General features: G+C 59.3%; 20 protein-coding genes, 1 tRNA gene, 1 rRNA gene and 2 pseudogenes. 12 read left to right on the forward strand and 12 right to left on the reverse strand.

Annotated features, from left to right (window positions below):
• Positions 1-39 precede the first annotated feature (39 nt).
• From CKW19_RS22840 to ychF, 3 genes are all read left to right on the forward strand, one after another.
• Entirely contained in the window at positions 40-639 is a 600-nt protein-coding gene (locus tag CKW19_RS22840; RefSeq protein WP_056726277.1) for a 50S ribosomal protein L25/general stress protein Ctc, read from the forward strand.
• Between the two features lie 169 nt (positions 640-808).
• Positions 809-1393, forward strand: coding sequence for an aminoacyl-tRNA hydrolase (gene pth / locus CKW19_RS22845; protein WP_008037207.1), 585 nt, complete (start codon positions 809-811; stop codon positions 1391-1393).
• Between the two features lie 22 nt (positions 1394-1415).
• On the forward strand, positions 1416-2516 hold the full coding sequence (ychF, locus tag CKW19_RS22850) for a redox-regulated ATPase YchF (RefSeq protein WP_095060021.1): 1101 nt from the start codon (positions 1416-1418) through the stop codon (positions 2514-2516).
• A 151-nt stretch (positions 2517-2667) separates the two neighbouring features.
• On the opposite strand, the gene CKW19_RS22855 is transcribed toward ychF, so the two are convergent.
• Positions 2668-3885: an MFS transporter gene (locus CKW19_RS22855; RefSeq protein WP_095060023.1), complete on the reverse strand. Its 1218-nt coding sequence runs from the start codon at positions 3883-3885 to the stop codon at positions 2668-2670.
• A gap of 332 nt (positions 3886-4217) precedes the next feature.
• Between CKW19_RS22855 and CKW19_RS22860 the strand changes: the two genes are divergently transcribed.
• Together CKW19_RS22860 and CKW19_RS22865 are read left to right on the forward strand one after the other, a co-directional pair.
• The gene (locus CKW19_RS22860) at positions 4218-6275 is read left to right on the forward strand and encodes a methyl-accepting chemotaxis protein (protein WP_095060025.1); all 2058 of its coding nucleotides are present in this window, start codon (positions 4218-4220) and stop codon (positions 6273-6275) included.
• Between the two features lie 116 nt (positions 6276-6391).
• A tRNA-Met gene (locus tag CKW19_RS22865) sits at positions 6392-6468 on the forward strand.
• Between the two features lie 286 nt (positions 6469-6754).
• Here the strand turns inward: CKW19_RS22865 and CKW19_RS22870 are convergent.
• A complete protein-coding gene (locus CKW19_RS22870) occupies positions 6755-7864 on the reverse strand; it encodes a M14 family metallopeptidase (protein WP_095060027.1) in 1110 nt (369 codons plus the stop codon).
• 165 nt (positions 7865-8029) lie between these two features.
• Between CKW19_RS22870 and ggt the strand changes: the two genes are divergently transcribed.
• Positions 8030-9862, forward strand: a complete 1833-nt coding sequence (gene ggt, locus CKW19_RS22875; protein ID WP_095060029.1) for a gamma-glutamyltransferase — start codon at positions 8030-8032, stop codon at positions 9860-9862.
• Positions 9863-9943: 81 nt separating this feature from the next.
• A pseudogene (locus CKW19_RS22880) lies at positions 9944-10207 on the forward strand (type II toxin-antitoxin system HigA family antitoxin); the annotation flags it as partial.
• On the opposite strand, the gene CKW19_RS29610 reads toward CKW19_RS22880, so the two are convergent.
• The 3 genes and pseudogenes from CKW19_RS29610 to CKW19_RS22890 form a co-directional block, all read right to left on the reverse strand.
• Complete coding sequence (locus CKW19_RS29610) at positions 10185-10643, reverse strand: methyl-accepting chemotaxis protein (protein WP_371856355.1); 459 nt, start codon at positions 10641-10643, stop codon at positions 10185-10187. The pseudogene CKW19_RS22880 and the gene CKW19_RS29610 sit on opposite strands and share 23 nt — an antisense overlap.
• A gap of 84 nt (positions 10644-10727) precedes the next feature.
• Positions 10728-11552: pseudogene (locus CKW19_RS29615) on the reverse strand (PAS domain-containing protein); the annotation flags it as partial.
• A gap of 81 nt (positions 11553-11633) precedes the next feature.
• Positions 11634-12947, reverse strand: coding sequence for an MFS transporter (locus CKW19_RS22890; protein WP_095060033.1), 1314 nt, complete (start codon positions 12945-12947; stop codon positions 11634-11636).
• Positions 12948-13147: 200 nt separating this feature from the next.
• Between CKW19_RS22890 and CKW19_RS22895 the strand changes: the two genes are divergently transcribed.
• The gene (locus CKW19_RS22895) at positions 13148-14566 is read left to right on the forward strand and encodes a short-chain fatty acid transporter (RefSeq protein WP_095060035.1); all 1419 of its coding nucleotides are present in this window, start codon (positions 13148-13150) and stop codon (positions 14564-14566) included.
• An 80-nt stretch (positions 14567-14646) separates the two neighbouring features.
• Here the strand turns inward: CKW19_RS22895 and can are convergent, their stop codons facing one another.
• The gene (gene can, locus CKW19_RS22900; protein ID WP_095060037.1) at positions 14647-15291 is read right to left on the reverse strand and encodes a carbonate dehydratase; all 645 of its coding nucleotides are present in this window, start codon (positions 15289-15291) and stop codon (positions 14647-14649) included.
• A 167-nt stretch (positions 15292-15458) separates the two neighbouring features.
• On the opposite strand from can, the gene CKW19_RS22905 reads away from it, so the two are divergent.
• Positions 15459-15863 carry a serine kinase/phosphatase gene (locus CKW19_RS22905; protein WP_095060039.1) on the forward strand — a complete coding sequence of 135 codons (405 nt, stop codon included), beginning with the start codon at positions 15459-15461 and terminating at the stop codon, positions 15861-15863.
• A gap of 124 nt (positions 15864-15987) precedes the next feature.
• Here the strand turns inward: CKW19_RS22905 and rimI are convergent, their stop codons facing one another.
• Positions 15988-16440 (reverse strand): ribosomal protein S18-alanine N-acetyltransferase, encoded by a 453-nt coding sequence (rimI, locus tag CKW19_RS22910; protein WP_095060041.1) that lies wholly within the window; start codon positions 16438-16440, stop codon positions 15988-15990.
• Positions 16433-17179 (reverse strand): energy transducer TonB, encoded by a 747-nt coding sequence (locus CKW19_RS22915; protein WP_095060043.1) that lies wholly within the window; start codon positions 17177-17179, stop codon positions 16433-16435. The genes rimI and CKW19_RS22915 overlap by 8 nt, the downstream gene beginning before the upstream one ends.
• Before the next feature lie 221 nt (positions 17180-17400).
• Here CKW19_RS22915 and mksB point away from each other — a divergent pair, with 221 nt between their 5' ends.
• The 3 genes from mksB to mksF are packed head-to-tail and all read left to right on the forward strand — an operon-like array spanning position 17401 to position 22206.
• Entirely contained in the window at positions 17401-18678 is a 1278-nt protein-coding gene (gene mksB, locus CKW19_RS22920; protein ID WP_177408844.1) for an Mks condensin complex protein MksB, read from the forward strand.
• A complete protein-coding gene (gene mksE, locus CKW19_RS22925; protein ID WP_095060047.1) occupies positions 18668-19369 on the forward strand; it encodes an Mks condensin complex protein MksE in 702 nt (233 codons plus the stop codon). Before mksB ends, mksE begins: the two co-directional genes overlap by 11 nt.
• On the forward strand, positions 19366-22206 hold the full coding sequence (gene mksF / locus CKW19_RS22930) for an Mks condensin complex protein MksF (protein ID WP_095060049.1): 2841 nt from the start codon (positions 19366-19368) through the stop codon (positions 22204-22206). Before mksE ends, mksF begins: the two co-directional genes overlap by 4 nt.
• A gap of 209 nt (positions 22207-22415) precedes the next feature.
• On the opposite strand, the gene CKW19_RS22935 is transcribed toward mksF, so the two are convergent.
• The 4 genes from CKW19_RS22935 to rrf form a co-directional block, all read right to left on the reverse strand.
• A complete protein-coding gene (locus CKW19_RS22935) occupies positions 22416-24716 on the reverse strand; it encodes an intermembrane transport protein PqiB (protein WP_095060051.1) in 2301 nt (766 codons plus the stop codon).
• Positions 24709-25332 carry a paraquat-inducible protein A gene (locus tag CKW19_RS22940; protein WP_095060053.1) on the reverse strand — a complete coding sequence of 208 codons (624 nt, stop codon included), beginning with the start codon at positions 25330-25332 and terminating at the stop codon, positions 24709-24711. The genes CKW19_RS22935 and CKW19_RS22940 overlap by 8 nt, the downstream gene beginning before the upstream one ends.
• Positions 25319-25978 (reverse strand): paraquat-inducible protein A, encoded by a 660-nt coding sequence (locus tag CKW19_RS22945; protein WP_095060055.1) that lies wholly within the window; start codon positions 25976-25978, stop codon positions 25319-25321. Before CKW19_RS22945 ends, CKW19_RS22940 begins: the two co-directional genes overlap by 14 nt.
• 145 nt (positions 25979-26123) lie before the next feature.
• A 5S ribosomal RNA gene (gene rrf, locus CKW19_RS22950) occupies positions 26124-26220 on the reverse strand; the annotation flags it as partial.

Genomic DNA, 26220 nt, shown 5'->3' on the forward strand with positions numbered 1-26220 from the left:
CAAACGCTGGGGCGAGTGTGGTTATTTTGGAGATACAACATGAACGATTTTACCCTGAATGCTGAAGTGCGTTCCGACCTGGGGAAAGGTGCGAGCCGCCGCCTGCGTCGTCTCGCCGCCCTGGTTCCAGCTGTAGTTTACGGTGGCGAAAAAGCCCCTGAATCCATCAGCATGCTGGCCAAAGAAGTTGCCAAACTGCTCGAAAACGAAGCGGCTTACAGCCACATCATCGAGCTGAACGTTGGTGGCACCAAGCAGAACGTCGTGATCAAAGCCCTGCAGCGTCACCCGGCCAAAGGCCACGTGATGCACGCTGACTTCGTACGCGTAGTCGCTGGCCAGAAACTGACCGCTATCGTTCCAGTGCACTTCATCAACGAAGAAGCACCGACCAAGAAAGGCGGCGAAATCTCGCACGTTGTTGCAGAGATCGAAGTTTCCTGCCTGCCGAAAGATCTGCCTGAGTTCATCGAAGTCGACCTGGCTAACGCTGAAATCGGTTCGATCATTCACCTGTCGGACCTCAAAGCCCCTAAAGGCGTTGAGTTTGTTGCTCTGGCACACGGCGATGACAAGGCTGTTGCCAACGTCCACGCTCCACGTGTTGCTCCAGAAGCTGCAGAAGGCGCTGCAGAGTAATTTTACTCTGTACGCCGGAGTGATCGGAAACATCGCGGACTAGAGCGTAGCGAGAAAGCGGGCGAGAACGCGGAGTTTACATCATGGTAAATGAGCAATTTTCGTCCACTTTCGCCGCTCTCCCTAATTGCGGCGATGTTATCCACCACTCCAAGGAAGGGCCCCTATCGTGACTGCCATCAAACTGATCGTTGGCCTGGGTAATCCAGGTGCTGAATACGAACAGACCCGGCATAACGCAGGGGCCCTTTTTGTTGAGCGCATCGCGAACGCACAAGGCGTAAACCTTGTGGCGGACCGCAAATATTTTGGCCTGACCGGGCGCTACTCGCACCAGGGTCAGGATGTTCGTCTGCTGATTCCCACCACGTACATGAACCGCAGCGGCCAGGCCGTCGCGGCACTCGCCGGTTTCTTCCGCATCAAGCCTGAAGAAATCCTCGTGGCACATGACGAACTCGACCTGCCACCCGGCGTTGCCAAGCTCAAGCAGGGCGGCGGCCATGGCGGTCATAACGGGTTGCGCGACATCATTGCGCAACTGGGCAATCAGAATACGTTCTACCGTCTGCGGCTTGGCATCGGCCACCCGGGCGTCGCCAGTATGGTTTCAAATTTCGTCCTGGGTCGTGCGCCACGCGCCGAACAGGAAAAACTCGATGCCAGCATCGACTTTGCCCTCGGCGTGCTGCCGGATATCCTCGCCGGGGAATGGAACCGCGCGATGAAAAACCTGCACAGCCAGAAGGCCTGACTCTTATCCGAGGGGAAACACCATGGGATTCAATTGCGGCATCGTCGGCCTGCCTAACGTCGGCAAGTCCACCCTGTTCAACGCCCTGACCAAATCCGGTATCGCGGCCGAGAACTTCCCCTTCTGCACCATCGAGCCGAACAGCGGCATCGTGCCGATGCCGGATCCGCGCCTGGAAGCCTTGGCAGCCATCGTCAATCCGAAGCGCATCCTGCCGACCACCATGGAATTCGTCGATATCGCGGGCCTGGTTGCCGGCGCGTCGAAAGGTGAAGGCCTGGGCAACAAGTTTTTGGCCAACATCCGTGAAACCGATGCCATCGCCCATGTGGTCCGCTGCTTCGAAGACGAGAACGTGATTCACGTCTCCAACAGCGTCGATCCGAAACGCGACATCGAAATCATCGACCTGGAACTGATCTTCGCCGACCTCGACAGCTGCGAGAAGCAACTGCAGAAAGTCGCGCGCAATGCCAAGGGCGGTGACAAGGATGCAGTGGTCCAGAAAGGCCTGCTGGAGCAATTGATCGCTCACTTCACCGAAGGCAAGCCTGCGCGCAGCCTGATGAAGAACCTGAGCACCGACGAGAAAGCGGTGATCAAGGGTTTCCACCTGCTGACCACCAAACCGGTCATGTACATCGCCAACGTCGCTGAAGACGGTTTCGAGAACAACCCGCACCTGGACGTTGTTCGCGCCATCGCCGAAGAAGAAGGCGCCGTGGTTGTACCCGTGTGCAACAAGATCGAAGCGGAAATCGCCGAGCTCGATGACGGCGAAGAGAAAGACATGTTCCTCGAAGCCCTGGGCCTCGAAGAGCCTGGCCTGAACCGCGTGATCCGCGCCGGTTACGAAATGCTGCACCTGCAAACCTACTTCACCGCCGGTGTCGAAGAAGTCCGCGCCTGGACCGTCCGCGTCGGTGCCACCGCACCACAAGCCGCTGGCGTGATCCACACCGACTTCGAAAAAGGCTTCATCCGCGCCGAAGTGATCGCCTACAACGACTTCATCCAGTACAAGGGCGAAGCCGGTACCAAAGAAGCCGGTAAATGGCGTCTGGAAGGCAAGGACTACATCGTTAAAGACGGCGACGTGATGCACTTCCGTTTCAACGTGTAAGCCACACGCCCAAGAAAAAGCCGCGTTTGATACGCGGCTTTTTCTTGCATGGAATTCCTGTAGGAGCCGGCTTGCTGGCGAAGAACGATAACGCGGTATCAGGTAGACCGCAGCGCAGCTATCGCCAGCAAGCCGGCTCCTACAGGGTGATTCAGGCTTTTTTTGTTCTAGGCAGGAAAATCGCCAGCACGCCCAGCAACGGCAAAAACGAACACAGGAAATACACGTACTCGATGCCGTGAATATCCGCCAGATGCCCCAGCAACGCCGCGCCAATCCCGCCAAAACCAAACATCAAACCGAAGAATATCCCGGCAATCATCCCGACATTGCCCGGCACCAGTTCCTGGGCGTACACAACAATCGCCGAGAACGCCGAGGCGAGGATGAAGCCGATGACCACGCTCAGAACACTGGTCCAGAACAGGTCGACATGGGGCAGCAACAACGTGAATGGCGCGACGCCGAGGATCGAGAACCAGATCACCGCCTTACGCCCGATCTTGTCGCCGATCGGCCCACCGAAGAAGGTCCCCGCCGCCACCGCGCCGAGAAACAGGAACAGATGCAATTGCGAACTGGCCACCGACAGATCGAACTTCTCGATCAGGTAAAAGGTGAAATAACTGGTGAGGCTGGACATGTAGAAGTACTTGGAGAACACCAGCAACCCGAGCACCACCAGCGCACTGGTCACGCGCCCCTTGGACAAGCCGTGAGTCGCCGCCTGGCCCTGCTTTAGCTTGAACAGGTTCAAGTGATCGGCGTACCAGCGACTGATGCGGTACAGCACGAACAGCGCAAACACCGCGAACAACCCGAACCACGCCACATGACCCTGGCCGTAAGGAATGATGATCGCCGCCGCCAGCAATGGACCGAGTGCCGACCCCGCGTTACCGCCCACCTGAAAAGTCGATTGCGCCAACCCGAAGCGCCCGCCCGAGGCCAGTCGCGCCACACGGGACGCTTCCGGGTGAAAGGTCGACGAGCCGATGCCGATCAACCCTGCCGCGAGCAGGATCATCGGGAAGCTGCCCACCACCGACATCATCACAATCCCGACCAAAGTGCAGACGGTCCCGGCCGGCAGTAGCCACGGCTTGGGATGGCGGTCGGTGTGGTAGCCCACCCAAGGCTGCAGCAGCGAGGCGGTCAGTTGAAACGTCAGGGTGATCAGCCCGACCTGGGTGAACGTCAGGCCGTAGTTGGCTTTGAGCATTGGATAGATCGACGGCAGCACTGACTGAATCAAGTCGTTGATCAAATGCGCCAGCGCCACCGCGCCGATGATGCGCATGACCAAAGGGCTGCTTTGAGGAGAAGCGGACGCCGGCACTGAACCGGTCTGGGCATTGCTGATAGCCATGAAAGTTTCCAAACAACAGAGGGGTGCAAACGGGCAGGTCGCCAATGTGCCATTTTTCAGTGCAGCAACGCCATCCCCTTAGCCTGCTAACGACCTTGTATTTCACTTCGCAATAGCTAGTAGCGCAGTGCCATGGTCTGAATCTTGCCTTGCTTGTCTGCTTCAACGCGGCCTCCTTACAAAGGGGGCCGAGAATGGGAAGTTTCGCCACAGAGTCGGCCTACAGAGCTGGCGAGGGTGAACTTTCGAGGCCTTTTAAAGGGCACTAGCCGGGGATCGCAATGACCACGGCGCACGCCAATGGTGCGTGGTGTCCAGAGGAGTCATGGGGCATGCAGGCTTTTTTATCACCGGGGATCGGGCTGCTGGGGCGGTTTGGCTTCGCACGCAAATTTCAGCTGTTGTTTCTACTGTTTATCCTGCCACTGGCCGGCAGCCTGTGGATGATCGGCCTGGACTACCGCGACAAACTGAACCTGATCAGCGGCGAACGCGCCGGGGTACGCCAGCTGCTCGCGCTCGATGCGCTGGACAATCTGCTCTCCGCCCAACGCGATCGTGCCGCCCGTTGGCGCGCGACTGAAACCAATCGCCAACCAACGCCCGCGACACTCGCTGCGATGGCCGCGTTTGATGCCGTTCAGCCCGCTGTCACTCAAGCCACCTCGGAGCTGGGCAGCACCTTGCAAACAGAAGGTGCCGAAAACGAAATCCTGACCCGCTACCAAACCCTGCAAACCGCCCTCGCCGGCCTCGACTCGAAAAGCCTCGGCAGCGTGGGTTGGTGGCCGGACGGTTATGATCGCTTCACCCGCGCCTTGAGCGCCCTGCAAGCATTGCGCGAACAGATCGTGATGGATAACCGCCTGACGCTCGCGCCGTGGCTGGAAACGTATTTGCTGACGCAGATTTCCACCCAGCACGCACCGGACCTGATCGAGCGTGTCGGTCGCTTGGCAGCGGTGGGCCAGGCGTCAGTGGTGTCCGGGCAGTTCACCCTGCAAAGTCGTTTGCAATTGCGCGACTTGCGCAGCCGCATTGGCGACGCACGGGAACAGCTGGTCAAAACGGCGGGGTTGCTCGAAGCGCGGTTGCCTGACGAGCTGCAAACCTGGAGCGGGCAGTATCAGGACAGTCTCAAACACCTTGATGCAGGCCTGAAGGTTCTTGATGACGGCGTCTTCGGCGGCAGCATCACCCTCAAGCCCGACGACTTCGAGCGCAGTCTCGATGCGTTGCTCGCTGACCTCGCCTCGCTACGCCAGCAGTCGCTGGTGTCGCTGGATCAACGCCTGGATTTTTACCATGACTCGGCGATCCGTCAGTTCATCGTTGTGGCGACCACGTTAGGCTGCCTGCTGCTGGCAGCGCTGTATCTGTTCATCTGCTTGCAGGCGTCGATCCGGCGCAGCGCCAGCGGCATCACCGTGCTCGCTGAAGCCTTGCGCGACGGCAATCTGAGCGTGCAGGTGCCCGTTCAGGGCCGGGACGAACTGGCGGCCATCAGCACCGCCCTGAACGTCGCCGTGGTGCAACTTCGTACCAGTCTGCAAGGGGTGGATCACGAAACCCTGCAATTGAGCAACGCGGTGCAAACCCTCAATCATCATTCCAGCGATGCTTTGGGTGAAGTCGAAGCCCAGCAATTGCAGATCAGCCAGATTGCCGCTGCAGCAACGCAATTGGCCGCGACCTCTCAAGGCGTGGCGCACAGTTGTGAACAGGCCTCCGGCAGCGCTCAGAATACCCGCCGCATTGCCGCTGACAGCAGCCGAGACAGTCAACGCACTACCGCGAGCATCCAGCAGCTCAATCAACGCCTGAGCGAAACGGCGGCGGCGCTCGGCCGGGTCAGTGAGCAAGGGCAACAGATTCAACTGGTGGTCGACACCATTCGCGGCGTCGCCGAGCAGACCAATCTGCTGGCGTTGAACGCCGCTATTGAAGCGGCACGCGCTGGTGAACAGGGTCGCGGTTTTGCGGTGGTGGCCGATGAAGTGCGCAGCCTGTCGCAACGTACGCAATCGTCGACCGCGCAGATTGCCGGCACCGTAGATAGCCTGCGCAACACGGTGAACGAAGCCGTCAGCCTGATGGAAGCCGCTTGTGGCCAGGCACAATCCGATGCACAAGCGGTGACCGGTCTTGGCGAACGTTTGGGGGAAATCGCCAGCGCCGTGCAGAGCGTCACCGACACCCTGGCGCAGATCGCCACGGCGGTAGAGGAACAAGCCAGCACGGCCGATGAGGTCAGCAGCAACATCCAGCAAGTCGATCAAGCGGCGCTACGTCTGCTCGAAGGTGCGCGTGCGGTGAACCAGGCAGCGGATACGTTGAGCCATGGCAGCAAGGCCTTGAGTGCCAATACGGGGAGATTTCAGCTCAATTGATGCCCTGCTCCGAGCTGTTTTTTCGGATCAGGAGGATAAGCGGTTGAAAGCGTAGAGAAATATTTTAGATTTGTGCTTGACGCATCCCCGTTCCCGGTGAATAATGCGCGCCACTTGGCTACATAGCTCAGTTGGTTAGAGCATAGCATTCATAATGCTGGGGTCCGGGGTTCAAGTCCCTGTGTAGCCACCAAGTACTAAAAACGGCTTACCGAAAGGTAAGCCGTTTTTTTATGCCTCGAGAAAAGTACGCTGCGGCGACAGAAAATCCTGTGCCGCCGTATTGAAGTTATCGCATCGGATTTCGAATGGCTGCCAAGGCAGACAGGGGCAAGTCCCCTCCCCCCGTGGCAGCAGAAACATCATTGCCCGCGAAGGCGTTCGATAAAGCCTGCAATTCGACCGCAAGAATCGCCGCCGGCGTGATGAACTGCGGTGCCAGGCAAGCCGGCACCGCAGTGATCGAGCCTTGAATCGAATCAGCGACGGACAGTCGGCAATGCCGACAACGCCCGCTCCCAGATCTGCCAGGTCCGCAGCCAGACCATCGCCTGCCAATCGCTGTCGGCGGGATAGAACTGCTCCAACAGGTTCAGCTTGATTGCTCGCCCCACGGCGTCAGTCGGGTTGCCATGCAGATGCAGCCAGTGGTCATCGCGCAGATGCCGGTGAACGTCCGGTCCCGGGTAGGTCCCGCACTCGATGACAAACGGCATCAGCCGCACTTGCGGCAACGCATCGAGCAGCGCCTGTGAGGTGTAACCGGTGGCTGTTGCAGCCACCCCGGTTTCGCTCGTGGTGTCGGCTCCGGTTTGCAAGCTGTAGAGCCACGGCCCGTAAATCGCCTGCGCATCCTTCAGCCCCGGATACGTGGACTCAGTGATGGTCAGCAACATCGGATGACCGTACTCACCCGCGCCCGTGTGCAAGTCGAAACACATCGCGGCCTCAGCGTGGGCCATGTGCTTTTGCATGATCTGGTGCAGCGTGCGGTTCGACCAGCTCGGCGCCAGCCCGCCGTAGAACAGGCCATCGGAATGAGCATGCTGCCCGCCCTCGACAATCGACATCACCGCCGCCCAGCCATGTTGCTGGATTTGCTCGTCAAGCAAGGCATCGACACGCTCACGCTCGGGGCCGTGCAATTGCGCGCAGGCGTAGATTTCATGCAGCGTGTTGTAGGCCTGGTTGTCCGGCAGCGGGCACTGAAAGTTCAGGTGATTGCGATTGAGGTCGATGTTGTCTTCGTTGACCCGACGCAGCCACGCCATGCCCCAAGGGTTGATCGCATGGATCATCACCACGGCGACATCCGTCGGTAAGGAACGCTTGCCCAGCTCCTGCAACCATTTGGTCTGACAGCCCGAACCGTAGAAACCTTCGACCCCGTGGGTACCGCTCAACGCGATGAGCAGCCGCTTGGCCGCTGGATCTCCCAGCACCGCGACATCGGTGCTCAAGGATTCGCCGAACGGCCCCTGGAGCGGATGGGGATACTCGGTCAGCGTCGCGCCAGCATCGGTCGCAGCCGCGAGAAACTGTTCGCGCTGGGTGCGATAGCTGGGCTGGGTTGGGAACTCGGTCTGCATGTCTGCCTCTTGTTGATCTTCTGGCTGCCTGGTGCAAACGACCCTACAGAAAATCCCACCGCTCATGAAGGACAAAAGTACTTCAGCACAGGAACCGGTTTGCGTCACTCCCGGCCGGCCTTTAAAGTCCATTGATCTTGTATCCAACGGACGGAGTATTTTCGCGTGTTCTCAGCCTTTCATTTGAACCGCTTTCACCTGTCAGCCCTCGCGCTGGTCGCCAGTGCTTTAACCCTGGCTGCGTGTCACAACGCTTCGGCACCGACGCTGCCCGTCGCCCCCGAAAGCGCCTCGGGCTATCGCACCGACCTGCGCACCCGGCATGCCGAAAAATACATGGCGGCCGCCGCCAACCCGCTGGCCGCTGAAGCCGGGCGCGAGATGTTGCGTCGGGGCGGCTCGGCCATCGACGCGGCGATTGCGATGCAAGCCGTGTTGACGCTGGTCGAACCGCAATCGTCGGGCATTGGTGGTGGCGCATTGATTGTGCTCTGGGATGGCAAATCCGTGCGCACCTACGACGGCCGCGAAACCGCGCCGGCCGGTGCCACCGAGAAGCTGTTCCTGCAAGCGGACGGGAAACCGATGGGGTTTACCCAAGCGCAGATTGGCGGTCGTTCCGTGGGGACGCCGGGCGTCTTGCGAGCTCTGGAACTGGCCCATCAAAAACACGGTCGCCTGCCTTGGGCGCAGCTGTTTGAACCGGCGATAAAACTCGCCGAACACGGCTTCGCCATTTCGCCGCGCCTGCATCAGTTGATTGCTGCGGACTCGTCCATGCAGCGCTCACCGGAAATGATGGCCTACTTTCTCAACGCCGATGGCAGCCCGAAAGCCGCTGGCGCCCTGCTGAAGAATCCGGCCCTGGCCACGGTGTTCAAACGCATTGCCCATGAAGGTCCCGATGCCCTCTACAAAGGCCCTGTCGCCCAAGAGATCGTGGCCAAGGTTCAAGGCCACAGCAACCCGGGAAGTCTGACCCTGAGCGATCTCAGTGGCTATCAGGCCAAGGAACGCGCGCCGCTGTGTACCGACTACAAACGCTGGCAGGTTTGCGGCATGCCGCCGCCGTCGTCGGGCGGCATTGCCGTGGCGCAAATCCTGGGCACGCTGCAAGCCCTGGAAACTCGCAATCAACGTTTGGCCCTGGCGTCGATGAAACCGGTTAAATCCGATTTCCCGGCCGGTATCGAGCCAACCCCGCAAGCCGTGCACCTGATCGCCGAAGCCGAGCGTCTGGCCTACGCCGACCGCGCACAATACCTGGCCGATAGCGACTTCGTGCCCGTCCCGGTCAAAGGCCTGGTCGATCCGGCTTACCTCGCCAGCCGCGCCGCCCTGATCGGCGATCGCAGCATGGGCACCGCCAAACCCGGCACGCCACCGGGCATTCAGGTTGCCTACGCGCCAGACCGTTCGCCGTTGCGCATCTCCACCTCGCAAGTGGTGGCGGTCGATGACGCCGGCGGCGCTGTGTCCATGACCACCACCATCGAGTCCGCGTTCGGCTCACACGTGATGGTTCAGGGTTTTCTGCTCAACAACGAAATGACCGACTTCTCGTTCATCCCTGAAGAGAACGGGCAGAAAGTCGCCAATCGCGTCGAACCCGGCAAACGCCCACGCTCCTCCATGGCTCCGACCCTGATCTTCGACCGCCAGAGCGGTGAATTCCTTGCCACCGTCGGTTCTCCCGGTGGTTCGCAAATCATCGAATACGTCGCCAAATCCACCATCGGCCTGCTCGACTGGAACCTCGATGCACAAGCCGCCATCAACCTGCCCAACTTCGGCAGCCGCAACGGCCCCACCGAACTCGAACGCGGCCAATTCAGCCCGGCGCTGATTCAAGCGTTGAAGGACAAAGGGCACACGGTGAATGAAATCGACATGACCAGCGGCACCCAGGCGATTGTTCGCGTGAAGGATGCGCAAGGGAAGGCATCACTGGCAGGTGGCGCGGATCCACGGCGTGAAGGGCAGGCGCTGGGGGATTGAACCGTACGCAGGGATGAGAAAGGGCTTACCGGTTGGTAGGCCCTTTTTTTGGAGAGCAGATCCACTTGAGCACTCTCGCGCATGATCACGCTTATCGAGGCCTACGAGGTAAAACAGTTTCCAGTCGACTTGCCGAATCCAATTGATGCAATCAAATTCCGCATGGAGCAATCCGGCCTGTCTGCTGCTGACCTTGCGCCAGCTATCGGCCGTACAAACCGTGTCTACGAAGTACTGAATGGCAAACGCGCATTAACGTTGCCGATGATCTGGAAGCTTCACGAACTGTTCGGAATACCAGCTCAAAGCCTGATCAAACCCGTCAAATGGTCACCAACTGATTAGCAAACTGTCCCACCGCGTTGACCACTTTCTGTGCGCCGTCCTGGATCTCGACAATCACCGTCCCCGCTTCCGCCGCCAGCGCCAGCCCCTGCTCGGCCTGAAGCTTGCCGTCAGTCATCAGGGCCACGGCATTGCGCGCCATGTCCTGGTTCTGACGCACCACGAGGACGATTTCGTCGGTGGCCTGGCTGGTGCGTGACGCCAATTGCCGGACCTCATCTGCCACCACGGCAAAACCCCGACCTTGTTCACCCGCGCGGGCCGCTTCGATGGCCGCATTGAGCGCCAGCAAGTTGGTCTGTTCAGCGATGCCGCTGATGGTCTTGACGATGGTGCCGATCACCAGCGATTGCTCGTTCAACGCCTCGATACCATCGCCAGCGGTTTGCATGTGCCTGGCCAGGTCACGCATCACATCGACTGCCTGGGTGACCACGGCATTGCCGCGCTGGGCACTCTGGTCGGTTTGCTGGGACGTGCTGTAGGCAATGTTGGCGGCTTCGGCGATGGCGTGTTCCTGATTGACCTGATCGGTGATGACCGTGGCGAATTTCACTACTTTGTACAGTTTGTTGTTGGCATCAACCACTGGGTTGTAGGAAGCCTCCAGCCAGACCATACGACCATGACTGTCGATCCGTTTGAAACGATCCGCCACGAATTCGCCCGCGTTCAGGCGACGCCAGAAATTCTGGTAATTGGGGCTGTTGTACTCTTCTGGCAAGCAAAAGGTGCGGTGATGTTTGCCTTTGATCTGCGCCAGGCTGTAACCCATACCCGACAGAAAACGGTCATTGGCCGTCAGCACGTTGCCATTGAGGTCGAACTCGATCACCGCGGTGGACCGGACCAATGCACCGATCAGGTTCTCGTGTTCGCGGGAGGATTCGATGGTGCGCGTCAGGTCGCTGGAGTAAATCGAGAAGTGTTTGATCCGCCCGCTCGCGCAGCGCACCGGCTGGAAGATCGAACGCAGCCAGGCTTCCTTCCCAGTGCCGCGCAACAGGCGCACGGTGCCGGCAAAGTGCTCGCCGCGGATCAATGCGTTCTTGAAGCGCAGCTGGAATTCGTCGTGTTTCAAATGATCGGGAACCAGGTCGTCAATGTGCCGGCCGATCAAGTCGTTGCTCTTGTAATGCATCTCATCGAGGAAGTTCTGATTGACCGACTTGACCCGCCCCTCACTGTCGAGGGTCAGCACCAGCATTTCGCTTTCCAGACTTTCCTTCACTTGCTGAAGGCTGGAGAGTTCTTCACGAAGAGCCGACAGCTCCTGCTTCAAGCGTTTATTGAACATGGGAAAGCACCGATGGACAGGGTAGAAAGCGACATGCAACCTAGCCATCGGCCTTGTAGATCTTTTCTGAAGAGCGCTTCAGCTTTGTCCTACAAAAATAAAATCCATCACCTTCTGCAATCCCGCCACTCAGGCAACCTCGGTCGCCGCGCAACGCCCGAGGCTGGGCATGCGCGCACCGAAATACGCTGCGCTACTCACGCCCACCGCCCCCATCACCGCACTGAACATCACACAGACCCATGGGCTCCACGGCATCAGACCGATCAGCAGCAACGGTGTGACACTCGCCCAGGCGGCGTAGGCAATGTTGTAGGTGAAGGAAATGCCTGACACACGAACTCGCGCCGGAAACAGGTTGACCATTACCGACGGCACCGCGCCCACCACGCCACAGCAAAGACCCGCAATCACGTAGGCGAGACCGATCCAGTCACCGCCCGTGATCAGACAACCGTAAAGCACGCCAATCCCCAGCGGCAGCAACAGGCTATAGAGCATCACCGTGCGCCAGGCGCCGATTCGGTCGACCAGCAACCCGGCGAATACGCAGCCAATGTTCAGAAAAACGATGCCCAACGCACTCAGGCCGAAGGTAAGACTGGCCGTCATGCCAAAGGCTTTCTGCATCATGGTCGGGGTGATGACCACGAACACCACCACCGCCGAAGTCAGCACACAGGTGAGGATCATGGCCGGCAGCATGGCCAGGCGATGCTCACGCAGAACTGTGCGCAACGGCAGCTCGGCCGCGGTTTCGCGCTGCGCCTGCATGGCCATGAACACTGGCGTTTCGTTGAGCCAGCGGCGCAACCAGACGCCAATCACGCCGAACACACCACCCAACAGGAACGGGTAGCGCCAGGCGTAATCGAGAATTTCCACCGGTGTGAACGCCTGCGCCAGAAAAGTCGCGGTCAACGCACCGATCAAGTAACCAAACGTCAGCCCCGCCTGCAAAAAGCCCAGGGCATAACCGCGATGACCCACCGGCGCATGCTCGGCGACAAACACCCAGGCACTCGGCACTTCGCCGCCCACCGCCGCCCCCTGAAGCACGCGCAGCACCAACAGCAGCAACGGTGCGAAATAGCCGATCTGGGCGTAGGTCGGCATGATCCCGATCAGCAGGCACGGCAGCGCCATCATCAGGATGCTCAGGCTGAAGACCTTCTTGCGTCCCAGTCGATCGGCGAAATGCGCCATCAGGATTCCGCCCAGCGGCCGCGCCAGATACCCGGTGACGAAGATCCCGAAACTCTGCAGCAACCGCAGCCATTCGGGCATTTCCGGTGGGAAGAACAGCTGGCTCAACGTCAGCGCGAAAAACACGAAAATGATGAAGTCGTAGATTTCCAGCGCCCCGCCAAGGGCCGCAAGCCCCAGGGTCTTGTAGTCCGAGCGGCTGAACGGCGCCGGGCGCGAATCGGTGTTGGCAGTCATGAAAAAGAACTCTGGCAGGCAAAAACCAAGGCGCTCATGGTCTACGCAAACGCGCCGACGGACAACCCGTTAGACCAAAGTCGCATAGCCGCAAATCAGCCCCGCAAAAATTGTCGGTGTGAATTAATGTTGCCGTCTGTCGGGACGGGCCGGTGCGGCCCGCATGACCACAACAAACATAAAAAATCCGAGGTACCCCCGTGGCCGCTGATATCGAAGATACCCGCTCTGCCCGTTTTGCCCTGCGCTGTTCAAGTTTCGCCGAACGCTGGTTCCCTGATTCCTGGGTGTTTGCGGCGCTGGCAGTGATTATTGTCGCCCTCGCCACCTTGGCCATGGGCGCCAAACCCACCGATGCCGCGATGGCGTTCGGCGATGGTTTCTGGAGCCTGATCCCGTTCACCATGCAAATGGCCTTCGTGGTGATTGGCGGCTACGTCGTCGCCAGTTCACCACCGGCGGTGAAGTTGATCGACCGCCTGGCGAAGATCCCGAAAAACGGCCGTTCCGCCGTGGCTTGGGTCGCGCTGATTTCCATGGTCGCATCGCTGCTGAACTGGGGCTTGTCGCTGGTGTTCGGCGGCTTGCTGGTACGCGCCCTCGCCCGCCGTACCGACCTGAAAATGGACTATCGTGCCGCAGGTGCCGCGGCCTATCTGGGCCTTGGCGCGGTATGGGCATTGGGCCTGTCGTCGTCCGCTGCGCAATTGCAGGCCAACCCGGCCAGCCTGCCGCCCTCGATCCTGTCGATCACCGGGGTGATTCCTTTCACGCAAACAATCTTCCTGTGGCAATCGGGCGTGATGCTGCTGGCGCTGATCGTCATCTCGCTGATCATCGCCTACGCCACCGCACCGGGTCCGAACACGGCCCGGGACGCCAAGGCCTGCGGCGTCGACCCGAGCTTCAACCTGCCGCCGCTGCAACCACGCACCCGTCCCGGCGAATGGCTGGAATACAGTCCGTTGTTGACCATTGTGCTGGTGCTGCTAGCGGGCGGTTGGCTGTTCCACGAATTTTCGACCAAACCGACGATCACTGCGATTTCCGGGCTGAACACCTATAACTTCCTGTTCATCATGCTCGGTGCCTTGCTGCACTGGCGCCCGCGCAGCTTCCTCGACGCGGTGTCCCGTGCGGTGCCGACCACCACCGGCGTGCTGATTCAGTTCCCGCTGTACGGCTCGATTGCCGCGTTGATGACGACGGTCAAAGGCGCCGATGCCCAGACCCTGGCCCATCACATCTCGACCTTTTTCGTCAGCATCGCGTCGCACGACACTTATGCGCTGCTGATGGGCGTGTATTCGGCGATCCTCGGTTTCTTCATCCCGTCCGGCGGCGGCAAGTGGATCATCGAAGCCCCCTACGTGATGCAAGTCGCCAACGACCTGAACTATCACCTGGGCTGGGCCGTGCAGATCTATAACGCTGCCGAAGCCCTGCCGAACCTGATCAACCCGTTCTACATGCTGCCGCTGCTGGGTGTGCTGGGGTTGAAGGCGCGGGACCTGATCGGCTTCTCGTTCGTGCAACTGCTGGTGCACACGCCGCTGGTGCTGTTTCTGTTGTGGGCACTGGGAACAACGCTGGCGTACACACCGCCGGTGATGCCTTAACAGCAAAAAAGGGGCCGATATCGCTATCGGCCCCTTTTTTTCACACCAGTTTTGACTCAGCTAACACCTACAGAAAGGCTTTACTGCGCATCAACCGGACGCAGGCGGTACTGCGGCGGCAGTTGCTCGAAGCCGCTGATGGTGGCGTTCAGGCTTTTCCAGCGACCGTCCTTGATCCCGTAGATGCAACCGTGGATCGACAGGCTCTGCCCACGGTGCCAGGCGTTCTGCACGATGCTGGTATGGCCGACGTTGGCCACTTGCTGGATCACGTTGAGCTCGCAGAGGCGGTCGACACGCTCCTCTTCGGTCGCGTACTTGGCCAGTTCTTCGCGTTTTTCGTAATACAGATCGCGGATCGAGCGCAGCCAGCCGTCGATCAGGCCCAACTGACGATCCTGCATCGAGGCACGCACGCCGCCGCAGCCATAGTGGCCGGTGACGAGGATGTGTTTGACCTTGAGCACGTCGACTGCGTACTGGATCACCGACAGGCAGTTCAGGTCGGTGTGCAACACCACGTTCGCCACGTTGCGGTGCACGAACAGGTCACCGGGCAGCATGCCCACAATCTCGTTCGCCGGCACGCGGGCATCGGAACAACCGATCCACAGGAATTCCGGGGTCTGCTGACGGGCCAGTTTGGCGAAGAAGTCAGGATCTTCCTCCTTGATCGCAGCGGCCCAACGCTCGTTGTTATCAATCAGATCTTGTAATTCGTTCATGCAATGAAGCCTCGTGAATGATGCGCTGCTTTGACAGACGACCGCCCGTCGAGGTCACGCGCGTATTGCAGATAAACCCTGATGCAAAACGTGGCGCTCCATGCCAGTGGAATTCTCATGAGCCCGACAGGTCCACCCTAGTAAGGCCCACAGTATGAGGAATTGCCATGACTGATTCACGACGTCCATACGATGCGGCGCAACCGCAACCCATTGATGATAACGAAGACCGCATGGGCTCGGTGCATGAACTGGATTTCGATGAGGAAGAACCCAGTGCAAAAATCGGTGACGAACTGCCCGAAAAAGAGCGCGAGCAGCTGATGCCGCGCCAGCGCTTGCGTGAAGCGGGCATGACCGGCGCCTCGACCGATGATCATGAGCCTACTGACGATGACATGAGCCCGGAAACGCTGATCCGTGAAGACGGTGCGCGAGATGGCCATGAGGCTGGCGAGGACAATCGCGCGGATTGGGACCTGAGCATTGTCGATGAAGACGACATCGGCGGCGGCAATGGCCTGGATGAAGCGGAGCTGGCGCGGCGCGATCCGATGGATGGCAAGCGCTGATTTTTTGTGGCGAGGGAGCTTGCTCCCGTTCGGCTGCGAAGCAGTCGCGAGAAATATTGCCTAAACCTCACAGGGGACCGCTTCGCGGCCCAGCGGGAGCAAGCTCCCTCGCCACAATGGTGATTCAATCCACCAAAGTACAGGCCATGACCACCGCATCTTCGCGCCCGCCCACCGCCGGGTAGTAATCCCGGCGACGGCCGATTTCGTTGAAGCCATACCGTTCATAAAGCCTGAACGCCGCGGTATTGCTGTCGCGCACTTCCAGAAAACACTCTCGGGCGTCGGCCTTGTAGGCAATCGACATCAGATGCTCCAGCAACGTCAGGCCCAGGCCACGGCCCTGGTTTTCCGGTTTGACGGTGATGTTCAGCAGATGCGCCTCATCAAGGATGATCTGCACCACACCGTGGCCCACCTGCTGCTGGCCCTCATACATCAACCAGATCTGATATTTGCCCAGGCCATCGAGAAAAATCCCGCGGGTCCAGGGATGGCTGTAAGCCGCGTATTCGATCTTCAGTACGGTTTCCATGTCCGCCTCGGTCATCGGGCGGAACGATACAGCGTCACTCATTCGATTCTTTCCAGCGCGCCATCAGCCGACGCATGGCTTGCCAGACATCAGCTTTACGCTGTGGCTCTTCCATTAATAACTCCAGGCCCGGCAGGGCCCAGACCGACCCCAGGCCTTCGACCTGGAGTTCGCGGTTGAACGACTCGGCATTGGTTTCGCCGGCAAAACGTACAGCGGGCAGGCCGATCAGCCATAAACAGACGCACGGCGCCTCTTCCATCCGCACCGAGAGAAACCCCTGCACAAAGTCACGGGCCGCTTCCGGTCCCTGATCCATCGTTCCTCGCACCAGCAGTGGCCAGCGTATCGGCTCGCCGACGATCTGCGGGCTGTCCGGCAGACCGGCGGCGCGCAGCATGTCTTTGAGCAGCAAATAAGCGGGATCGCGGGTCTGGAACGTTTCGCCTGTGGGTAACTCGACCAGCAGCAGGCAACGCCCGGCCCGCAGCAATTGCAGCGCGAAGCGCGGTGGCGGTACGACCGGCGCCTTGGCCACGACCGGTGCCGCTTCAGCCTCCTCCACCGGTTTGGCCCCGGTGCGCGTGCTCGCCGCCGATGGCCGCGGCACCTCGATCTTCACCCGCTCGGTCGCCTTGACCGCAGGCGCCACGGGCGTTTCAGCCACCGGAGCCGGCGCAACAGACGCGACGACAAGCGGCTCGGCGATCTCCAGCAGCTCGGGCCGCGACGGCGCGGCAAAGGGCAATTCGGTGCGCGGCAGCCAGTTGACCACCTGCATGGCGTTCAAATAAGCGCGACGGCGGGACTCGATAAGCAAAGGTCGGCCACTTGTGGATAACTAATAGTGCGCTGATTCTACCGCCGTTCGCACAAGATCGCCCGCTGTTGATCGATAGACTTTACCGATACAAAAAGCGACAGCTTGTCCCGAGAGTGAATCGCATCGCGCCCAATGCAGTACAATCGCGGCTTTTAATCGCCAACCAGCCGGCCATTCCGATGATCGAACCCAAGCGCGTCTTGCGCGCCCTCGCTGAACACTGGGCACTTCTGGAGCCACTGTGCGAGCACTTCGACCAAGGCACACTGAGCCTCAACGAATTGCGTTCACAGTTGGCCGCCCAGCAACTCGACAGTACGCCGCAGGACATCACCAGCCTGCTGGACGTGTGGATTCGCCTCGATATCCTGGTTCCCGTGGCGAAAAGCCCGAACCGGTTCGAGCTCAATGCGCAGATTCACGATTTCCTCGCCTACCTGCGCCGTGAACACCGTTTGGGCCTGTGCCTGGAGATCGAGGCCTATTTGCGCCACCTCGAACGCCTGGCCGGTTATATCCAGGACGCGTTCGATATCCGCGATGGCAACGACCTGGCGCGCCAGTTGCGCCTGCTCGACATGCGGGTGCGCGATGTACTGAAAAAACTCGATAACGACGAACAGGCGCTGGTGGCCGTCGCCGAAAGGGCGAAAACCAGCGACCGGCAGATTCCCTTGCGCCAGCGTTACGCTGAAGTCCTGGCGACCTGGGACGAATACGTCGAGCCGATGATTGATCTGGTGAACGCCGACGGCGCCTTCGAACAAGGCGTGCGCAAGGTCGAAACCGTGCTGCTGAAGATGCTCAGCGAGCAGCAACGTCTCGGCCACCTGGTCGACGATGACATGCTGCTGCGCACCCACGCGCGCATCCTCGAAATGCAGACCAGCGCCCAGTTGACCCTGCGTCATGCCCGCGAATTGCTGCTGCCGCTGCGTGAAGAAGCGCGTCGCCACAACGCCGTGACCCGTGGCGCCGCACTGGCCCTGTCGATGATCCGGCGCAAAGGCATCGACGCCGTACCGCATGCGGCCATGCCGATGTTCACGCGCCCGCAGAGCACTTTCCTCGGCAGCGCCAGTCAGGTCGAAGCCTACGTTTACGCCCTGGCCCGTTTCGAACCGAAACCGGCGCGTTTCCCAAAGGCCCACAAGACCCAGAAAGGCGAAGCGCCCCGCGCACCGCGCACGGTTCGGGAAATGCTCGAACGCTGCGAAGATGCCCTGCCGATGCCGGACCTGATGACCTGGCTGCTGGAGCAGGAACCGGACGGCGCCACCGACGAATTGCTGTACTGGTTCTCGCGCCTGTCCCGGGAAAAACGCTTCAAGCGCGAGCGCCTGGAACGTCGCGACTACTTCACACACGAGCACCAGGTCAGCCTGCGCTCCTTCGCCCTGCTCTCGGCTGGCGACACCGCCGTCGAGGATTCTGCGAGCACTCCCTATGCATCTTGATCTATCCGAACTGTCCCATCTGGCACCGATTTTTCGCGAGCTGTTCAAGGGTTATCACGTCAGCCGCCGCGATCCGGAACTGTACGCACAGTTGTCGAACTTTCAGGACCAATACCGCACGCTGTTCAAGGCCCTGGGCTTTGAACTGGTCTGCGATACCCGCGGTTTCTACTACTTCGTGCCGGACCTCGCCGCCGCTGCGGTGAACAAGACCGCCCAGCGTCTGGCCCTGTTCACCTTCATCCTCGTCGAACACCTGGCCGATCAGGGCCGCGACCCGATCACAGTGCTCGACGGTGGCAGCCTCGGCCGCGATGAATTGCCGTCGTTGCTGGATAAGTATCGCGACCTGTTCATCCAGGCTGAAGTGCAGACCGTCGAAGAACTCGAAGAAAAAATCATGCGCCGCATGACCCAACTCGGCTTCGCGGGCGAAGAAAACGGCATCTACCGTTTCCTGCCGCCCATGCACCGTTTCCTCGATGTGTGCCTGTCGGTTCAACAGGACCGAGATCTGGCGGCCAGCCTGCACAGCGTATTGCCGCTGCCGGTGCCGGTGCTGATCGATGAAGACAGCGACGAAAAACTGCTGCAGACCGACGATCCGCTCGACCTCAGTGAATTCGAAGGTGAAAGCGAAGAAGACGCGCTGGCCCGGGCCATCGCCGAAGAACAGGAGCTCGACGCATGAGCAAGGAACGTTACGGCATCCGCCGCTTTGCCCTTCTGAACACCGCCGGTTACAGCCTTGGTCTGTTCCCGCTGGAAGAACCGCTGTCGGTATACGGTGCGAACAACCTCGGCAAATCCGCCTCGATCAACGCCTTGCAGTTCCCGATCCTGGCGCGCATGTCGGACATGAGTTTCGGCAAGTACAGCCTGGAACAGTCCCGGCGCTTCTACTTCGCCTCGGACACCAGCTACATCCTCGTTGAAGTGAACCTGCCCCACGGCCCGCACGTGATCGGCGTGGTCGGGCGCGGCCCGGGTGGTGGTTTCGGTCACCAGTTCTTCGCTTACGCCGGCAAACTCGATTTGGCTCACTACCAAAAGAACGATACCTGCCTGCGTCAGAAAGAACTGTTCACCAACCTTGAGCGCGAAGGCCTGAAAGCCTACGAACTCAAGCCGGACGAACTGCGCCGTTTGCTGGTCGGCGGACACACGTCGATCCCGCTGGACCTGACGCTGATTCCGCTGCGCTCCACCAGCGAGCAAAGCCTGAAGACTTTCCGCGCGCTGTTCATCAACCTGCTGCACATGCGCGAAATCACTGCGGCCAAGCTTAAGCAATTGTTCCTCGATGCCTTCGAGCACAGCCTGCGCTCCGGTAGCGTCGATTACATTGCCGCGTGCGAAGAAGCCTTCCGCGATGTACGACGCATGGAGCAGGACTACAACTCGCTGGTTGCTGCCGGCCCATTGGTCGAAGCACTGGCCAACGGCGTCAAGCAACGCGACATTCTGCGCGGCAAATTGCACCGGATCTCTCCCCTGCTCGACTCCTTGCTCGGCACCTGGTCGGACTACGCCAGTGCGCGCAAGGAAGAACTGACCATTCAGTCCGAACACTACCGCAACGAGCAGGACGCCCTGCAAAACGATCAGCGCGGCGGCACTCAGGAGCTGATGCGCCTGGAACGGGAAATCACCGGCATCCAGCGCTGGCTCGGCGAACTGTCGGTGCTCAAGCATCGCTTTGCCCTGGTCGATGACGTCAAGGTGCTGGAACAGCAACTGCTGGCCGCCAAGGACGCTCACGACGAACTGGCCGGTGCATTGGCACAGTCCCGTCAGTTCAGCGCCGAAGACCTCGAAGAGCGTCTGCGCGACCTGGAAAAGCGCTTGAAGTCGGTCAAACAGCAACTCGATCACGCCGACAACAACAGCTACGCCCGCCTGCGTGAAGAGTTCTCGCAGCAAGACGTCGAGCGTCTAATGCGCTTGTTCAACAGCGCGCTGTTCAGCCTGCCATTGGGCGAACACGGCATCACCCTCGACGAGAACGGCGACTGGGTGAAGTCCGTGGAACTGATCCTCGACGGCTTCAAAGGTGAGCGTTTCGAAGTACCGGGGCTGTCCATCGACATCTCGAACATCGAACCGCCAGCCTTGCAAGCCCTGGCGGACCGTGCCGCACTGCGCGATCAGAAAGAGCGTCTGGACAAAGAACTCAAGCAACTCAAGACCCAGCAAGCCGTCGCCGCCGACCGCGCTGCGAGCAAGACCCAGACCGAAGCGCTGTACCAGCAAGTGCTGGATGCGCAGAAGGCGTTGGAAGACTTCCGTCGCGCGCAAACACTGAGCGCCGAGGAAGGTGACAAGCTCGAACAACTGGCGCAAATGGAAGCCGCGCAGGACGAACTGAAGCGTTCCAGTGACGCCTTCACCGAACGCGTCCAGCAACTGTCGGCCAAGCTGCAATTGGTCGGCCGGCAGATCGGCGACATGGAAGCCAAGCAACGCACCCTCGACGACGCCCTGCGTCGCCGTCAGCTGTTGCCGGCGGATCTGCCGTTCGGCACACCGTTCATGGACCCGATCGACGATTCGATGGACAACCTGCTGCCGTTGCTCAACGACTATCAGGACAGCTGGCAAGGCCTGCTGCGCGCCGACGGCCAGATCGAAGCGCTGTACGCTCAGGTGCGCCTCAAGGGCGTGGCCAAGTTCGACAGCGAAGACGACATGGAGCGCCGTCTGTCTCTGTTGATCAACGCTTACGCGCACCGCACCGACGAAGCCCTGACCCTCGGCAAGGCACGCCGTGCCGCCGTGACGGACATCGCCCGGACCCTGCGCAACATCCGCAGCGACTACGACAGCCTTGAGCACCAACTGGCGCTGTTTAACCGCGAGATCAACAAGCGTCAGGTGTCCAACCTGCAAAGCTTCCGCATCGTCCTCGCGCCGAACAAGGAAGCGCTCAAGCACATCGACCAGATCATCCACAGTGCCGGTCAGTACGAAGAAGGTGAAACCCTGTCCGTCTTCGACCTCAGCCAAAGCGCCGAGCAGGACAACAAGAACGAAGAGGCCAAGGAATACCTGGCGCGTCTCGTGGCCGCCAATCACAACCAGCTCGGTCTCAAGGATCTGTTTGAACTGGCGTTCGAAATCACCAAGGTCAACGGTCAGCCGGTGATCCACACCGACATCGACGGCGCCGCGTCCAACGGCACCACGATGACCATCAAGGCGCTGACCAACATGTACTTGTTGCTGCACTTGATGGACCGTGACCTCGCCGGCCGCGTGCGTCTGCCGTACTACCTCGATGAGGCAGCAGACATCGACGAGAAGAACCAGGCCGCCCTGCTGGAAACCAGCCTGCAACTGGGCTTCGTGCCGATCCTGGCGAGCGTGAAGCCGCAAGTCTGTGCCAGTGTCGCCATCGACCTGGAAGGCGGTAGCGGCCCGGCCGGCATCTACATCGATGAGGCAGACTGGAAGTACATTCGTCGTCACGATCAAGTGAAGGCAACGGTCAATGAGCAAGCGAATGAACCGGAGCTGGATGCAGTCTGAGGCTTGAATCGAAGGCAGTAAAAAGGCCGCGATCCATTTTGGATCGCGGCCTTTTTCATGGGTATCTTTTAACGGTATCGGTGACCTTTAAGGCCCTATCGCGAGCAAGCTCGCTCCTACAGGATTTGCGGTGAAACAAACACCACTGGATCTTGTGGGAGCGAGCTCGCTCGAGATGGCGTCATTACAGACGCCCTATCCATTTCCTGTCATTTACCCAGTCTGATCTTCGGCGCCCAGGTCAGCCATTCGTCTTCGAACTTGTCAAACAGCGCGAACGTTTGCTCGGGCAGTGCCTGATTGCCCATGTTCTCGCCGTCTGGCGTGGCAAAGGCAACACCGCCCTGAATGATCGTTTCCAGGGATTCAGTGCGCACCGTAGCGCCTCTGAACAGGCCGACATCGAAGTCAAATCCACTGGTGTTCCAGAAGCGCGTACCCGTGCGTACCAACGGCGCGTACTTCGGTTCGATCAGGATACGGATCAACACACGATCAGCGGTTTGGCCCAACTCATATCCGACCACTTTGCCTACAGTGATTTCACGGTAGGTGACCGGCACACCGGCCTTGAGGGATCCACGGCGCGGGGCGCTCAACACCAGGCTCAAACCGGCTTCCTGTTTGGCAGTTTCAGGTGGAGTGGGCAGTGCCACGAAGGTCTTCTGCGGTCCAAGATTCTTGGCAGCAGGCTGTACTTCAATGTATTGCCCGGTCACCAGTGTCTCTAGGTTGGACGTCTTGATCAGTCCCAGTTCAGGCTTGACCACCCAGAACTGACTACCAACCCGAGCGATGCGCTCCGGCACTTCAGTGATACGAGCGGTCAGCAGCACTGACTGCAAATCATCACTCAGGTCGACATCTTCAATCTTGCCGACATCCAGGCCTTTGAAGCGAATCGGCGTGCCGGTACGCAAACCATCAGCGCGTTCCACTTTGATCGTGACGACCTCCCCCTTCTGTGTGGCGTCTTCATGATTGGGGAATAGACGGAAACGAGGAATACGTTTCTGCAATGGCGCCTTGGCTTCCGGCGTCTCGAAAGCGATACCGCCAGCCATCAGACTCTGTAGCGACTCACTTTTAACCTCAACCCCATTCAGCCCGCCCTTGAGCGTAATACCGCTGGCATTCCAGAAGCGTGTCGAGCCGTTGACCAGTTCCTCGTATTCCTTCTCGATGTGCACACCAATAATCAGCTGCTTTTTGGTTCTCGAGAACTGGTAGCTCTGGACCGAACCGACCTTGACCTGCTTGTAGAGAACCGGGCTACCGACTTCCAGCGAGCCGAGGTTTTCGGTGAACAACACGAGGTGCAAGCCAGGTGCGCGCAGATCCAGTGGCGGCGCCTTGGGCCGCGCGACGAATTCGCGTTGCGGAGCTGCGCCCTTGTCACCAGGACGCACAGCGATGTAGTTACCTTTGACCAGTGCTTCCAGGCCGGTAATCCCCGCCAGGGAAATCGACGGTTTGACCACCCAGAATTGCGTGCCGTCCACCAGGTAATCTTCGGCCAACGGATCCATCGTCAATTCGGCGGTAGCCCCGGACAGATCAGGATCAACCTTCAGTGCCTTGAGATTGCCAACCTGGATGCCTTTGTACATCACCGGCGTACGACCGGCCTGCAGGCCGTCGAAATCGGTGAGCTTGACCTTGATTCGAATACCAGCCGCTGCCGCATCGAAGTCTTCAAAGAGTCTGAATGGCAGACTCGGATCGGTGGGCGGGCTGTCCTTGCGGTTCTCCGGCGTTGCGAACGCAATACCACCGGCGACGATACTGGCCAAGGATTCACTGCGTATCTTCACGCCCGACAGGCTGGCATCGATGCTGACGCCACTGGCGTTCCAGAAACGGGTGTGTTTGCGCACCAGTTTGGCGTAGGTCGGCTCAATGAATACCTTGAGCTCAACGGTGCTCTGGTCTTCAGAAAGGATATAGCTCTTGATCTCCCCAACCTTGATCTGCTTGTAGAACACCGGGCTGCCACGGTTCAACGAACCCAGGCGATCAGCCTTGATGGTCAGATGCAGGCCGGGCTGCGCATCAGAGAGCGGCGGTTCCTCTGCCAGAGCCTTGAACTTGCGGATCGACTCGCCCTCTCCCGGACTGACCGCAACATAGTTACCCGAAACCAGCGTTTCCAGACCCGTGATACCGGCCAGGGTCACACTCGGTTTGATCAGCCAGAAACGGGTGCCAGTACGCAGATACTGTTCCACATCCTTGTTCATTTCGACGCTGGCGATCACACCCTTCGAGTTGCCCTCGTCATCGAGCTTGAGACTTTTGACCTTACCGACCGACATGCCTTTATAGACAACCTCAGTCTTGTTGGCCTGAATGCCCTCTCCACTTTCAAAGCGCACCTGAATCATGATGCCGGTTTCGTTATAGGCACGCCAACCGAGCCAGCCGCCAATGATCAAGGCAATCAAAGGCAATACCCAGATGGCAGACCAGTTCGAGGCCGGTCGGGTTTTCGCTACAGGCAAATCACTCATGGTCGTCGTCCGACTCCGTGTTATCCCAAATCAGTCGGGGATCAAAAGTTACCGCGGCAAGCATCGTCAAAATCACCACACTGGCGAAAGCGACTGCGCCAAGATTGGCTTCGATACTGGCAAGCCTCCCGAAATTCACGACCGCCACCAGGATGGCGATCACAAAGATATCAAGCATCGACCAGCGGCCGATGAATTCAATAAAGCGGTACATCCAGATGCGCTGACGCGCTGAAAGTGGTTGGCGGCGCTGCACGGAAAACAGCAGCAACGCGATCCCCACCAGCTTGAACGTGGGCACCACAATACTGGCGATAAACACCACGGCGGCAATAGGGACCATGCCGTAGTGCACCAAATCGATTACCCCCGCCATGATCGTACTGGGAGCACCTTTGCCCAAAGAGTTGATGGTCATGATCGGCAACAGATTGGCCGGTATGTAAAGAATGGCGGCGGTGATCAGCAAAGCCCAGGTCCGCACCAGACTGTTGGGGGTGCGGGCATGCACCAACGCTCCGCAGCGCGTACAGACCTGCTCATCGGTATCAGCTTCCTGCCTGTTCAATTCATGACATTCTTTGCAAATCAGAATGCCTGCATCAATCGCCCGCATGGGCATCCTCTCCTGATAACGCTTGCCAGATCTGGTGAGGCGACATGACGACCTCCAGCCAGACCTGAACCAGCAACAAACCTATGAAGCACGCCAACCCCAGGCCTATGGTGATTGCTGCCATATCTGCCAGTTTTACGATCGCAACCAATACGCCCATGAGGTAAACCTCAAGCATCCCCCATTCGCGTATGTGGTGATAAATGCGATAGAGCAACAAGCCGTAGCTACGTCCGATATCGAAACGGATACTCAACAATACGACCAATTGGCACAGCAGCTTGAGCAGCGGGATGCCCATGCTGCACAGGAACACAATCACTGAAACGCTTTGCATCCCCGTATCAAAAAGCGCAACAACCCCACTCCAGACGGTGTCATTCGACGATTGCCCGAGGAGATTGAGCTGCATGATGGGTAAAAAGTTCGCCGGGATGTACAACAGCAGAGCGGTAAATACCAACGCGAGACTACGCTGCACGACGTTGTGCCGATGGGCGTAAAGCTCGTAGCCACAGCGCGGGCACAGGGCTTTTTCGCCATGGGCAAGATCGGGCTTACGCATTAGCAGGTCGCACTCATGACAGGCGACCAGATTTTCCAGTGGTAATTCTGACAGCCCTTTGGCGTCAACCGAATCCGGCATAAGTGCTCTGACTCTGAAAAAGTTGGACCTATTCTAGTGTTCTGGGGCGAAAATAACTGAGCAATTTGTGCTTGATTGATCTCGTCTTTTTCTACGCCCAAAACAAAACCCCAACTGCTTTCGCAATTGGGGTTTCGGAATTTAATCTTGACGATGACCTACTCTCACATGGGGAAACCCCACACTACCATCGGCGATGCATCGTTTCACTGCTGAGTTCGGGATGGGATCAGGTGGTTCCA

Origin of the sequence: Pseudomonas sp. Irchel s3f7, assembly GCF_900187615.1 — a bacterium.
Classification (GTDB): Bacteria; Pseudomonadota; Gammaproteobacteria; order Pseudomonadales; family Pseudomonadaceae; genus Aquipseudomonas.